This is a genomic window from Streptomyces spiralis (assembly GCF_014654675.1).
GTDB classification, from domain to species: Bacteria; Actinomycetota; Actinomycetes; order Streptomycetales; family Streptomycetaceae; genus Streptomyces; species Streptomyces spiralis.
On record NZ_BNBC01000092.1, the window covers coordinates 1 to 13198 of the forward strand.

Genomic DNA, 13198 nt, shown 5'->3' on the forward strand with positions numbered 1-13198 from the left:
CTCGGCGTCACGGTGACCATCGCGGAGCCCGGCGGACTGCGCACCCAGTGGGCCGGGGCGTCGATGCAGCAGTCCCCCACGCGCCTGGACGACTACGAGCAGACCGCGGGCAAGCGCCGTGACGCCACGCTGGCGGTGTCCGGGCACCAGCCCGGCGACCCGGTACGGGCCGCCGCCGCCATCGCCGCGGTCGTGGACGCCGACACACCACCCCTGCGGCTGCTGCTCGGCTCCGACGCGCTCGGCGGAGCACGCGCCCGCCTGGACCGGCTTCGAGACGAGATCGATGCCAACGAGGCACTGACCAAGAGCGTGGACCTGGAGCAGGTGTGAGCAGCCCGGACGCATTCGTCGTCATCGGTGCCGGGCCCGGTCTGGGCGCCGCGGCCGCCCGCCGGTTCGGCCGCGAGGGACATCCGGTCGGGCTGATCGCACGCAGCACCGAACGCCTGGAGACGATGGCCGCCGGCCTGACCGCCGAGGGGCTGACGGCGGCGGTCGAAGCCGCGGACGTCACCGACGAGCAGGCGCTCGCCTCGGCGCTCGGCGCGCTGCGCGAGCGGCTCGGTCCGATTGAGGTGGTCCTGTTCAGCCCGCGGCCGAGTCTCGAGTGGATCAAACCCGTGCTCGACACCGGGCCGCAGGACATCGAGAGCGCACTGGCGCTGAACGTTGTCGCCGCCGCCGCGGCCGTCCGCACGGTCGTGCCGGACATGCGCCGCCGGCGACGCGGCACCCTGCTGTTCACCACCGGCGGCGCCGCCGTCGAGCCGCATCGCGACCGCGCGGTGTCGGGGATCGCCTACGCGGCCGAATCGGCCTACGTGCGCATGCTCCACGACACCCTCGCCGACCAGGGTGTGCACGCCGCACAGGCGACCGTCGTCGGCCCCATCGGCCCCGGCTCACGACACGAACCGGACGACGTGGCCGAGGAATTGTGGAAGCTCCATACCGAACGGGCCCAGCCATTGCTCATCCTGCGCTGACACCTCATGTCAGGTCGGCGGGACACGACGCGTATCAGCCAGGTGTTCCTGCGTGTCGTGGTAATGAACCCGAGTCGGTGTCGCGGCTCTGGATCGTTGCGGCCGCACGGTGCAGTTCGGTGAGCACCATCCGTACGGCTCGCTGTGCGGCACGTTCAGGGCGGTGGAGCACATCGACATGGCGACGGGCGTGCACGCCGCAGAGCGGTCTGAGGACCAGTGCGGAGAGCGGACGGGTGGTCCAGCGGGGCATCAGGGCCAGCCCGCCTCCGGCGGCCACGACTTCCGCGGCCACCGCGAATTCGTCGATGCGGTGGACGATGTCGAGCCGTCGGTTCGCAGCGATCGCGATGGCCTCGATGGTGGCCATCAGCGGAAAGCCGTCGGTGACGGCGATCCAGGGTTGATCCGCGACGTCTCGTGGGGTGAGGCGTCGTTCGGCGGCCAAGGGGTGGTCGGCCGGCAGGGCGACATCGAGCGGTTCACGCAGCAGCGTGCGGGCGGTGACCGTGGTCGGCCACGGTGGCGCCTGGTCGAGACGGTGGGCGAGTACGAGGTCGTAGTCCCGGGTCAGTCGCGGGAAATGGTCTTGCGCGACGTCCTCGTCGGCGAGCGAAAGCTGCGGGCGTCCAGGCCGGCCTGGGCGAGCAGCAAGGGGAAGAACGAGGCGGCCGCGCTGTGGAAAGCCGTAACCGACACAAGTGCGTCCGGCTGGTCGACGAACTCCTCAATGGTTTGCCGTGCCCTGGCCAGCGCGGTCTCCACCTCGATCGCCGCACCGGCCAGGGCCTGCCCGGCATCGGTGAGCACCAGCCGCCGTCCGTCACGTTCGGTAAGAGGGATGCGGATCGAGCGTTGCAGCAGCCGCAGCTGTTGGGAGATCGCCGAGGGAGTCATCAGCAGCGCCTCGGCGGTCGCGGTGACGCTTCCCAGCTCGCCGAGCTCCCGCAAGATCTGCAACTGCCGTTCATTCATCCCCTGAGTGTAGAGACGCTTCAGGATCGTTGAAGTAACTCGCCCTTGGCTTCAGGGTTGGAAGCAGTGCAGCGTACAGGCATGACCAGTGACGACAGCACTGACAACAGCCCGGACACAGGTCCCGGCCAGGCGAGAGTCGTTCGGGCGGGCGTAGTGCAGGCCGCCCCGGTTCCCTTCGATCCGGTGGCCACGGTGGGTGTTGTGGAACGGTGGCTGTCCGAGGCTGTCGAGAAGAACCTGGATCTCGTGGTGTTTCCCGAGGCATTCATCGGCGGGTACCCTAAGGGATCGGCGTTCGGGGCAGTGGTGGGCGACCGCACCGCTGCCGGACGAGACGAGTTCGCACGGTATTGGAACGGCGCCGTGGAGGTGCCCGGCCCTGTCACGGACCGCCTGGGCGAACTGGCGGCCGATGCCGGCACCCACCGCGGATGGCCATGTATGCCCAAGGCATCGAACTGTACTGTGCGCCGACGGCGGACAGCAGGGAAAGCCACCACGCGACCATGCGCCATATCGCCATGGAAGGCAGATGCTTCGTGCTGTCGGCGAACCAGTGCCTGCGCACGAGGGACTTCCCCCCGGACCACCGCACGCCGTACGGCGACGACCCCGAGCACCTCGTCTCCCGAGGTGGCAGCAGCATCATCGGCCCGCTGGGCGAAGTGCTGGCCGGGCCCGTCCTGGATCAGGAGGTCCTGCTGACCGCGGACCTCGACATGGGACAGATCCCACGCGCCCGCTACGACTTCGACGCCGTCGGCCACTACGCGCGGCCCGACATCTTCCGCCTCCACGTGGACACCACGGTCCGCCGCGCCGTACAGACCAACGACAGTCCGAGCGCATCTCTCTCGGCCGACCTGCCCACCACGTTCACCTCGTCGCGTGCCACGCCCGACGATACGACCGACATGCCCATCCTCTCTCAGAGGCAACCCGGCTTCCTTGGACGCCGCCCATGAATGCGCAGCCCGTGAGCATCCCCTCCTTGAACGAACTCGGCGCCCGCCGCACCAAGGAACTCGTCTTCACCGGCGAGATCCTCACCGCCTCAGAAGCCAAGGACCTCGGCATGGTCAGCCGCGTCGTCCCCCGCACCGAACTGGAACCCGCCGCACTGGCCCTCGCCGAACGCATCGCCGCCCGCCCCACCTTCGGACTGAAGCTGGCCAAGAAGGCCGTCAACCAGACCCTGGACATCCAAGGCCAATGGAACGCCGTCCAGACCGCCTTCAGCCTCCACGCCCTCAACCACGCCCACAAGCGCGCCACCGACAACGGCTCCTACATCGACCCCGCCGGCTTCACCGTCACCTCCGACATCTGGGACCTCCCCGAAGACTGGGACACACCCAACCAAGACCACTGAACCCCCCAGCCACCGCACCCCCGCAACAACCTTGGCGGTGACGCCGGAGCAGCCGGAGGAGCCAGTACTCGAGCACTCTGGCGCATATCGTATTACGGTAATACAGTACTCTCGATGTACCGACCAAAGGAGTACGCATGACCACCGTTCAGGGTCCGCAGGAGTACATCGACGAGATGGCGCGCAGGCGGGGATATGTCCTCGACTACCACAAGGTGATGGCCAAGCATGACTTCCCCGTACTGCAGGCTGCCAATGACCTCGTGGGCGCCGCGTATCTCGACCAGCGGACGCTGGACCGCCGGACCAAGGAGCTCATCTTCATCGTGAGCCTCACGGTGATGCGCGCCTCCAAGGGGCACATCCAGAGTCACATCAAGGTCGCTCTCGACCTGGGGGTCACCCCACGGGAGATCCTCGAAGCAATCGAGATCAGTCTGCCCGAGGCCGGCATCGTGGCCTTCCAGACCGGCTTCGACGCCTGGCGTGAGGTCGTCGGCGCCGACGGCCTGGAACCGACCGTGGAGGCTTTCCACGGAGGGTCGGGCGCCGGCGCCTGACGTCCGGGACCCTGTTGCCCGCGTCGCTCGCCACGCCGAACCCGGCCCCTCGAAGACACCTTGCAGACTCCGTGCTCCGGCAGCGACCGCGTCGTGACTCCCCACCGGCGGTGGGTCACTCAGAGAGCTCCGGGCGGCCCGGTATCCGGGCCGCCCGGGACCGACAAGGAAAGCAGGACAGACATGACGGACACCGTCACCTTCATCGGCTTGGGCACGATGGGACAGCCCATGGTCCGCAACCTCGCGCGATCCGTGCCAGTAGCGGTCTACGACGCCAACTCCGACGCGATCGCCGCGGCCGCCCGGAACGACGGTGTGACGGCATTGGCAAGTCCCGTCGACGGGGCCGGCGCCGACGTCGTGATCCTCATGCTGCCCAACAGCACGATCGTCGAGCGTGTGCTCGGCGATCCGCTGGACCCCGAGAGCTTCGCCGATCGCCTGCGTCCGGGCGCTCTGGTCGTCGACATGGGCTCGTCGGCTCCCAGAGCCACTCAGGAGCTGGCCCGGCGGCTCCGGGAGCGTGAGGTGGGGATGGTCGACGCGCCGGTCTCCGGCGGCCCGCGCAAGGCGGCGACGGCCGAACTGACAATCATGGCGGGTGGGCCGGCCGACGACTACGAGAGGGTCCTTCCCCTGCTGCGCGCGATGGGCACATCGGTGACGCACGTCGGCCCGGCCGGATCCGCACACGCCTTGAAGGCACTGAACAACCTGCTGTCGGCCATCGGCCTGGTCGGGGCGCTCGAGGTGCTCACCACGGGAGCCAAGTTCGGCCTGGATCCCCGGACCATGCTCGACGTCATCAACCGGTCCACCGGACGCAACCAGTCGACCGAGGTCAAGCTCGGGCCGGAGGTGCTCGACGGGCGGTTCCAGGTCGGGTTCTCGCTGCCGTTGACCGTCAAGGACATCACCACCGCCCTCGACCTGTCGACGTCACTGGGCCTGTCCCCGGAGGTGTCGCAGGCCTGCGTCCGGTTCTGCCAGGCGGCCCTCGCCGACCTCGGCGAGGGGAACCCGGACCAGTCCGAGATCGCCCGCTACCTGGCCAAGATCACAGGCGTCACCCTGACCGGGTGACCGTGCCACCCACCGGACGAGCCCGACCGACCCAGCCTGAACCCCGTGGTCGTGGACGTCCATTCCCCCGCGGCCGACAGCGCGCTCTGCCGTCCGACGACCTGCGGCGTACGTCCCGCCCCGTGAGAAGCGGTCAAGAAAGGTGCAGATGTGGGCATTGTCGAGAAGCGGATAGAGGGACTGGGGTTCGTCCTGCCCCCTGTCGCCACCCCACTCACCGCCTATGTACCAGCCGTACGGACGGGAAAACCACATCCATACCTCCGGCCAGCTCCCTCTGGTCGATGGTCGGCTTCCCCTGACCGGCAACGTGGGAGCCGAGGTCTCCCCCGAACAGGCGAAGCTCCTGGCCCGCGCCTGTGTGCTGAACGCGCTGGCCGCCGTGAAGTCACTGGTCGAAGACCTGGACCGCATCCATCGGATCGTCAAGGTCGTCGGGTACGTGGCCTCCGCCCCCGACTTCACCGGCCAGCCGGGGGTCGTCAACGGCGCGAGCAAGCTGCTCGGCGACTTCCTCGCCGACCGAGGCGTTCACGCCCGTAGCGCCGTAGGCGTTGCGGTCCTTCCACTGGACGCTCCGGTCGAGCTCGAGCTCCAAGTCGAACTCACGCACTGAGGTACCGCCGGAACGTCGGGCTCGTCGCCGCCGTCCGGCCCGCCTCATGAAGAAACCTGCCCCGACGGCGATGGCCGCGATCGCGCGCAGTGGTCGTCCGCTGTTCCGCGGACGCCTCGGCACCCACCACTGCGCGCAGTCGACCGGGCAGGCATCCATCGACGCCCTCCGCCCCGCCGCGCCCGATCGCGGTCGTGTTCCCCGGCATACGAGCGCGATGCCGGCGGCCCGGGTCGCCGGCTCGGTGGCGCTGACGCCTGCAGTCCACCGGGGAGGGGCCGTCGGACCAGGGTGACGGCCGCCCCGAGGACACTCGTCAGGAGGACTTCCGCAGCAGGCGGGCGCGAACGGACTCCGATTGCGCGGCGTCCGCGATCGTGAGCGCCATGGCCAGGCCAGCGTCGCGAACGAACCGGTCGCCTTCCGGGCCGCCGGCGGCCGCCGCGAACGCGGCGGTGTGGTTCCCGTCCTCCGGCGGGAGGCCGGCGAACGAGAGCATGGGGTGCAGCGCGGGGATTCGCAGCGAGACGTTCCCCATGTCGGTCGAACCGAACATCTTGCCGTCCGGGTAGTCCGGGAAGGTCCGGCCGATGGCCCGGGCGTTCTTCTCGAACAGGGGGGCCAAGTCCTGGTCGTGGCGGAACTCGCGGTAGATGGAGGGCAGCAGGTTGTACTCCACGCTGGTTCCGGTGGCGACGGCTCCGGCGTCGAAGCACCGCCGCACCCGCTCCCACACCTCGTCGACTTCGGCGATTGTGTCGCAGCGGATCATACAGTCGACCACGGCGTGGTCGGCGATGACATTGACGGCCGACCCGGCCTCCCTCACGACGTGGTGCACCCTGATGCCGTCGCGCAGCTGCTGTCGCAGCAGTCCGATGGCGGTCTGGGCGAGCACGGTCGCATCGGCGGCGTTGAGCGCGCTCCACGGCCGCGACGCGTGCCCTCCGCGACCGGTGTAGGTAACCCGCCAGGACCGCGAGGCACGCAGGTGCGGGGTGACCACGTCCTTGAGCTGCGGATGGACCATCATGGCCGCGTGTGTCCCGTCGAAGACGCCACGGTTCACCATGATTTCCTTGCCGGTCCCCTTCTCCTCGGCCGGGGTGCCGAAGACCTGCACCGTCAGCCCCAGCTCGTCGGCGAACGGGGCCAGCGCCAGCGCGGCGCCCACGGCGGCTGCGGCAATGACGTTGTGTCCGCAGCCGTGACCGATGTCGGGGAGTGCGTCCATCTCCGCGCAGAGGCCGAACGCCAGCTCCCCGGAGCCCGCCGACGCCACGAAGGCCGTCGGCAGATCGGCCACGCCCTTCTCCACCGTGAAGCCGCCGCTGTCCTCGAGGACCGTGATGATCGACTCGGACGTCTCGTGCTCCTCGAAGGCCAGTTCAGGATGGGCGTGGATCCTGTGCGAGAGGTCCGTGACCAGGTTCAGGTTCTTGTCGAATGCGCGCTTGATGCGCTCGGTGATGTCCGTCATCGCCATACCTCTTTCAGCAGTCGAAGGATGTTGCCGCCCAGGACGGCCTCGATGTCGCTGTCGCTGTAGCCGTGCTCCACCAGCCACCCGGCGACGTTGCGGAAGTTCTCGCTCGGGTTCTCCATCCCGTCGACGTGAGCAACCCGGTCGTACTTCAGGTCCCCGGCGTTCGTCATGGCCGCGAGGCCCAGGTTCGCGCCTGTTGCGTGGTGGAAGCCCACGTGGTCGCCGTAGAACCCGTCCGGCCCGAAGGCGACGTGCTCGATCCCCATCAGCTCGACGGCGTACTCGAAGTGATCCATCACGGACTCGATCGTGTGCGTCGTGTGGTCGTGGGAGACCGTGGTGTGGGGGGCCGCCTCGATACCGAGGACTCCCCCGCGCTCGGCACATGCCTTGAGTACGTCGTCGGGCTTCATCCGTGGGGTGGGCCAGACCGCGCGGGCGCCTGCGTGGGTGATGGCGATCGGCTTGGACGACGCCTCGATCGCGTCCAAAGAGGTCCGGTCACTGGCGTGGGAGACGTCGATGAGGATGCCAAGCGCGTTCATGCGCTCCACTGCCCGGCGACCGAACGTGGTCAGACCCGCGTCACGTGGTTCCTTCTGTCCGCTCCCCAGTGCGTTGGAATCGGCGTAGACCAAGCCCATCTGGCGAGTTCCGAATCCGTAGAGAACGTCGATGCGGTCGAGTTCGTTCTCGATGGCTCCGGCGGATTCGGTACCCATGACGAACGCGATGTGACCGTCACGCTTGGCATCGATGATGTCCCTGACCGTCCGGGCCACCACGACACCGTCCTGATGGGCCAGGTCCGCGAGACGCATGCCGAGCGTCGTGGTCAGGTCGTCCCACTTCCATCCCGATGGCGTCGTGGCCCCGAGGGCACCGAACAGGTTGTCGAAGACAGCCGTCAAGCCGGCCCCGCGCAGCTCGGCGAACGCCGTGAACTCGTGCTTGGTACGCAGGTAGGCGAACGTCTCGGCCGGGTCCGCCGGGAGCAGCTGCGGGTGATCGTGAAAGCTGATGATCACGTTCTCCGCCAGCAGCCGCTCGACCCGCGCCGCCTGCTCCTCGTCCAGCGTCGCGGCATAGGTGCTCCGCCGGTAGCTCGGGGCCGACAGTTCGACGGCCGGGAAATCGACCCCGCGCTCCGCGTAGGGGAACGACTCGTAGTCGGACGGCCTGGCGACAGGACTGGGCATCGGAAGCGACCCTTCTCAGGATGCGCATAAGGCGCGAGACGGCTGATTCCGGCCATCGTGCCGCACAGGAGCGCAGTATCTGCCGGACGGCACAATGGCTGACGGTGTTGCGGCTCACTCGACAGCGTCCGGTGAGCGTGCGTGCATCGGATTACGCCGTCACCTCGCGCCGTGGCATGCCGTTCGGCGCTCCCTGGTGCCGCACAGAGCCGTCGGCGTCCACCGTGAGGAGCGGGTCCAGCTCCCTTGACGCCTCCGCGAGCCCGGCGAGGATCGATCGTGCCTTCTCGGGCCGTGGGATGACCGGTTGGCTGTCCGGGTCGAGCTCGATGGGCTCGACGCACAGCTCGGGTCTCGCGCTCCCGTCCAGCTGCACGTGGAAGACCGCACTCTCGTACCACGGGCCTTTCAGCAGTGCGGCCTGGTAGGGCGGGGCGGGGTGAGCGTCCTCCTGGGCGACCATCGAGTCCGGGCTCCATCCGTCGCACCAGTCGAAGACGAAGTTTCCCGTCGAGTACAGAATCAGCCCGTTCTTGTAGAACTCCACGGGGTGGAGGCAGTGGGGGTGGCTCCCGATGATGAGGTCCGCCCCTGCGTCGATCAACCGCCGGGCCAGTGGCCGCTGGTACTGCGCCAGGGGTCCCTGTACATCCGGCAGGTAGCAGAAGGGCACGCCCCAGTGCAGCGCGACGGCGACGACGTCGTTGTGCTTCTTGGCCTCACGGATCAGGGCTTCGGCTGCCCGCACATCCGGCTCATGTGCCTCGGAGTGCACGAAGGGGGGTGTGCCGGGTGTCTCGTCCAGGAAGGTGCTGTCGAACTCGAACTTCTGACGCACCCGGATCGCACCAATTCCCGCCCGGTCCGCGGAGGCGTTGTAGCCCAGCGGAAGGGCTGAGCAGAAACTGAAGAAGGCGAGCGTGCTCTCACCGACGGACACCACTCGGGGACGGGTCGCCTCGGCGACCGACTCACCGAATCCGCCATGCAGGACTCCCGCTGCGTCCAGCGCACGGACCGTGTCGCGCATGCCGTCGGCTCCGTAGTCCATGGCGTGGTTCATGGCCAGCGACACGAGATCGAACCCAAGGTCCGCCAGTTCTGCCGCCCCTGACGTCGGCGCCCGCATCGTCACCAGCTTCTCGGCACGCTCCCCGGATTCCGTGAACGGCACTTCCAGGTTGCCGATCGTCAGATCGCCGGCCTTCAGAAGCCCGAACGCCGAATCACCCGGGCTGGCAGGCTCCACCGTCGGACGCCGCGGCAGCCCCGATACGACGACATCGCCCACAATGGTCAGGTCCATACCAAGCCTCGTTCCGCTATCCGATACGCTGTGCCGCAATGTAATACCAACAGGCCACCACGACAAGGGTCTGTGCCGCGATGCGAGATGGCGGTGCCGTGGGTGATACGCTCGGTAACACCGGAGAACGGAAAGGCGGGGGAAATGTGACTGAGCAGGACAAGCCGACCAGCGGCATTCGGTCGATGAACAGCGTCCTCAGCACGCTTCGCGTCCTCGAAGAAGTCGCCGTGCGACAGCCGATCGGCGTCTCGGAACTGGCGCGCGCCACGCAGATTCCCAAGAGTTCCGTTCAGCGGTGCCTCGTCACGCTTCAGCAGGCCGGCTGGCTGAGGGTCGTCGACCGCGAGCAGGCGCGGTGGGGCGTGACGATGAAGGCTCTCGCCATCGGGCTACGAGGGGCCGGTGAGCAAGACCTCCGGGATCTGGCGGCGCCCGTCATCAAACGCCTCGCCGCGGAGACCGACGAGACGGTCCAGCTCGGCCTGCGCGACGGGGAGGACTACGTCATCGTCGCGACGGAAGACAGCAAGCAAGTGGTCCGCGTGTTCCTCGAGGTCGGCACACGTGTGCCCCTTCGGGCCACTTCGGCGGGCGTTGCGATCATGTCACGCCTTGAGCCTGCCGATGTGGACGAGCTGCTCAAGCATGAGCTCACGGAGTTCGCCCAGGCCCCCGTGCCGAGTTCCGACGAACTCCGCGAGGAGATCAAGCGGACCGCCAGGCGCGGGTACGCCCTCAATGTGTCCGGGTGGTTCCGTCCGCACGTCGCCTCGATCGCCGCAGCCATCACCGACTCGGCCGGACGCCCCATGGCGGGACTCACGCTCGCCGTCCCGCAGATGCGCTACGACAGCACGCAGGAAGAGAGCCTGGCACAGCTGGTCGTCGCAGCCGCGGACGAGATCAGCAAGCTGATCTCGTCCGCCTGACCGCCCTCCTACTGCCGGACGCCGTTCTCCGTGTCCCGGCCGGCATTGCGCCACACGTAGTCGGCGATTTCACCGTGCGTGGCGTACCACACGTTCTCGTGCGCCTTCATGTGCTCGACCAGGTCGCGCAGCGCGTGCATCCGCGAACGATGGCCGATGATGTGCGGATGGCAGACCAGCTGGAAGAGCGCCCCGTCGGCATAGGCTGAGTCGAACTCGTCCTTCATGATCTCGACCCAGGCGCGGGGTGGGGTGTAGGGCCGGTAGGGGCCGAACCGCGTCATCATGAAGTAGGGCGCGTCGTCGCGGATCCACTCCATGGGCACTTCCACGAGCCCCGTGGGCTGTCCGTTCGAAAGGATCTCGTAGGGCATGTCGTCGGCCATGAGCGACGAGTCGTATCTGAACCCGAGGTCTTGCAGGATCTCCAGGGTCGAGTCGGAAAAGTCGGCACTCGGTGTCCTGATGCCGACCGGCCGCTGACCGACGAGCTTTTCCAGAACATCCACACTGCGGCGGGTGAGCTCGAGCTCGTCCTCCGCGCTCAGCAGCGCGTTCCGCTCGTGGATCCAGCCGTGCGCACCGATTTCATGGCCCGCTGCCGCGTAGTCCTTGGTCTCCTGCGGGTGCAGCAATGCGGACACCGCGGGAACGAAGAAGGTGGCCGGGATCTGGTGCTTGTCGAGGAGCTGGAGAATCCGGCGGGATCCCACGCGCGACCCGAACTCGCCCCTGCCCATCGCGCCGGGCGAGGTCTCCCCCTCGCGGAGCGAGAGCGTCTCGTGGTCGGGATCGAAGGAGAGCGCCACGGCTATACGAGCGCCGCCCGGCCACACTCGTGGCGTCAGATCACGCCCCGCACGGACGCGCTCGGCGTGACCCCGCCATACGGCCTCGTCCCACTGCCACGGCTCAAGTTCGGTCGATACTCCCTGCTTTGAACCCATTAGTTCAGGGTTCCCTTCTTCGCGCCGTCGGGCATCGTCATGATCGTGACCATGCCGATCAGTGCCGAGACGACGATGTAGATCCAGATCTTGTCCTGGTGCCCGATGCTGGCCAGCCAGGTGGTGAAGTACGGTGCGGTGCCGCCGAACAGCGCGACGGCCGTCGCATAGGGAAGCCCGGTCCCGGTCGTGCGCACCGAGGTCGGGAAGAGTTCGGCGTAGATGGCGGCCACATTCGCGGAGTTGCCGACGAGCAGGACCATTCCGACGATTTCGACCAGCAGCAGCGTCCAGAAGCCGCCGCCGTCGAGCATGCGGTAGGCGGGCCAGGCGTACAGCGCGAAACCGATCAGGAAGGCCATGAAGGTGGAGCGCCTGCCGAGGCGGTCCGACATGATTCCGCCCAGCGGAAGCAGCACCATGAACAGGACGACCGCGAGGGAATTCGCCACGAGCGCCTTGTCCAGGTCGAGGCCGGTCGTCGTATTGGCATAGCCCGGCATGTTGGTGATCCACAGGTAGTAGATGATCGTGCCCGGAACCGTGATCCCGACGACCCGGAGCATGCTCAGTTTGTGCTCGGCGAACAGCGCCGTGACCGGCTTGTGCGACGTGCCGGTCAGCTCTGCGTCGTCGAAGTGCCGGCTCTCGTCCGTACGGAGGCGCAGCCACAGGACCACCAGCCCCAGGGCGGCAGCGACCGCGAAGGCGATCCGCCATCCGAACACATGCATCTGCTCGTCGTTCAGAACCGAGGTCACGGCAAGCCCGAGCAGCGAAGCGAGCAGGATCCCGCCCGCCGTCGACACCTGTTGGAACGACCCGGCGAACGCCCGCCGCCCGGGCGCCGCGCTCTCGACGATGTACGACACGGAGCTCGGCCACTCGCCGCCGGCGGAGAACGCCTGCACCAGCCGGGCAACCAGCAGCAGCAGCGGCGAGAACACGCCGATCTGTTCGTAGGTCGGGGACACCGCGATGGCCAGACCACCGATCGACATCAGGCTGATGGTCAGGGTCAAGGCCTTCTTGCGGCCGTACCGGTCGGCGTAGGCGCCCAGGATGAGGCCGCCGAGCGGACGCATGAAGAATCCCACGGCGAAGATCGCCAGCGTGGACAGGAAGGCAGTGGTGGGATTGCCCTTGGGGAAGAACTGGCTCGCGAAGACCGGAGCCAGGGACGCATAGATTCCCCAGTCCACGTACTCGACCGCGTTGCCGAGCGAGCCGGCGCAGATCGCCTTCTTCTGTCCGAGGGTCGTCCTGGTCGGTGGGATGTGACTGTCGGCGCGTCCGATCGCGACGGCGTGCTCTTCTGCTGACACGACTTCTCCTTCGAAAGCGGAGTGAGGGAAAGAGTTCCGTCAAGCCGGGACGAGACCGATTGATGCGCAGACGCGGTGCAGAGGTGTCCGAGCGGGTCGCACACGCTGCTCCGCCGAAAGGGCACGAGAACTCGTCGGCCGGCGGCCTTGCCGAGAGGGGTTCCGGTGTCACCTCGTGTCGCGTGTCGGGCCCACCACCGCGTCATGCCGCCCCACCGCAACGGATCCACGTCCGGCTCTGTGTGGGGCCTCTTCTGTCGCTTGCCGGACCGCAGGTTGGCACGGAGTATCGTACTACGGTACGTTGCTGTCAACCATCCGTATGACCGGCATACGCACGACGGAGAAAGTGAGTCCAGCTGTGTCCAGCACAGAGTTCGCGGGCCTGGAGATGACCCCGCT

General features: G+C 67.8%; 12 protein-coding genes and 3 pseudogenes. 9 read left to right on the top strand and 6 right to left on the bottom strand.

From position 1 onward, the window contains the following. Together IE318_RS43145 and IE318_RS43150 are read left to right on the top strand one after the other, a co-directional pair. Positions 1-333 (top strand): Rossmann-fold NAD(P)-binding domain-containing protein (locus tag IE318_RS43145; protein ID WP_506005426.1); only part of this gene is annotated, 333 nt, incomplete at its 5' end. Beyond that, positions 330-989 carry an SDR family NAD(P)-dependent oxidoreductase gene (locus tag IE318_RS43150; RefSeq protein WP_189908308.1) on the top strand — a complete coding sequence of 220 codons (660 nt, stop codon included), beginning with the start codon at positions 330-332 and terminating at the stop codon, positions 987-989. The genes IE318_RS43145 and IE318_RS43150, both read left to right, overlap by 4 nt. Before the next feature lie 34 nt (positions 990-1023). Here IE318_RS43150 and IE318_RS43155 read toward each other — a convergent pair. Beyond that, positions 1024-1964: pseudogene (locus IE318_RS43155) on the bottom strand (LysR family transcriptional regulator). Between the two features lie 81 nt (positions 1965-2045). Here IE318_RS43155 and IE318_RS46805 point away from each other — a divergent pair. The 6 genes and pseudogenes from IE318_RS46805 to IE318_RS43180 form a co-directional block, all read left to right on the top strand. Then, positions 2046-2386, top strand: a pseudogene (locus IE318_RS46805) (nitrilase-related carbon-nitrogen hydrolase); the annotation flags it as partial. A gap of 18 nt (positions 2387-2404) precedes the next feature. Then, positions 2405-2932 carry a nitrilase-related carbon-nitrogen hydrolase gene (locus IE318_RS45930; protein WP_229904182.1) on the top strand — a complete coding sequence of 176 codons (528 nt, stop codon included), beginning with the start codon at positions 2405-2407 and terminating at the stop codon, positions 2930-2932. Positions 2933-2958: 26 nt separating this feature from the next. After that, positions 2959-3339, top strand: a complete 381-nt coding sequence (locus tag IE318_RS43165) for an enoyl-CoA hydratase-related protein (protein WP_229904179.1) — start codon at positions 2959-2961, stop codon at positions 3337-3339. Positions 3340-3476: 137 nt separating this feature from the next. Further along, complete coding sequence (locus IE318_RS43170; protein ID WP_189908310.1) at positions 3477-3899, top strand: carboxymuconolactone decarboxylase family protein; 423 nt, start codon at positions 3477-3479, stop codon at positions 3897-3899. Positions 3900-4082: 183 nt separating this feature from the next. Further along, positions 4083-4985 carry an NAD(P)-dependent oxidoreductase gene (locus tag IE318_RS43175; protein WP_189908311.1) on the top strand — a complete coding sequence of 301 codons (903 nt, stop codon included), beginning with the start codon at positions 4083-4085 and terminating at the stop codon, positions 4983-4985. A gap of 150 nt (positions 4986-5135) precedes the next feature. Next, positions 5136-5601 (top strand): annotated as a pseudogene (locus IE318_RS43180) (RidA family protein). Positions 5602-5917: 316 nt separating this feature from the next. Here the strand turns inward: IE318_RS43180 and IE318_RS43185 are convergent. The 3 genes from IE318_RS43185 to IE318_RS43195 all read right to left on the bottom strand — a co-directional run bounded on the left by IE318_RS43185 (position 5918) and on the right by IE318_RS43195 (position 9592). Further along, positions 5918-7081: a M20 family metallopeptidase gene (locus IE318_RS43185; protein ID WP_189908312.1), complete on the bottom strand. Its 1164-nt coding sequence runs from the start codon at positions 7079-7081 to the stop codon at positions 5918-5920. Further along, positions 7078-8286 carry a dipeptidase gene (locus tag IE318_RS43190; RefSeq protein WP_189908313.1) on the bottom strand — a complete coding sequence of 403 codons (1209 nt, stop codon included), beginning with the start codon at positions 8284-8286 and terminating at the stop codon, positions 7078-7080. The genes IE318_RS43185 and IE318_RS43190 overlap by 4 nt, the downstream gene beginning before the upstream one ends. Positions 8287-8437: 151 nt before the next feature. Next, positions 8438-9592: a CapA family protein gene (locus IE318_RS43195; protein ID WP_189908314.1), complete on the bottom strand. Its 1155-nt coding sequence runs from the start codon at positions 9590-9592 to the stop codon at positions 8438-8440. Between the two features lie 98 nt (positions 9593-9690). Here IE318_RS43195 and IE318_RS43200 point away from each other — a divergent pair, with 98 nt between their 5' ends. Continuing rightward, on the top strand, positions 9691-10524 hold the full coding sequence (locus tag IE318_RS43200) for an IclR family transcriptional regulator (RefSeq protein WP_229904180.1): 834 nt from the start codon (positions 9691-9693) through the stop codon (positions 10522-10524). An 8-nt stretch (positions 10525-10532) separates the two neighbouring features. Here IE318_RS43200 and IE318_RS43205 read toward each other — a convergent pair whose 3' ends face one another. Together IE318_RS43205 and IE318_RS43210 are read right to left on the bottom strand one after the other, a co-directional pair. Beyond that, entirely contained in the window at positions 10533-11471 is a 939-nt protein-coding gene (locus IE318_RS43205; RefSeq protein ID WP_189908316.1) for a polysaccharide deacetylase family protein, read from the bottom strand. Then, complete coding sequence (locus IE318_RS43210) at positions 11471-12796, bottom strand: MFS transporter (protein ID WP_229904181.1); 1326 nt, start codon at positions 12794-12796, stop codon at positions 11471-11473. The genes IE318_RS43205 and IE318_RS43210 overlap by 1 nt, the downstream gene beginning before the upstream one ends. Between the last annotated feature and the right edge of the window lie 402 nt (positions 12797-13198).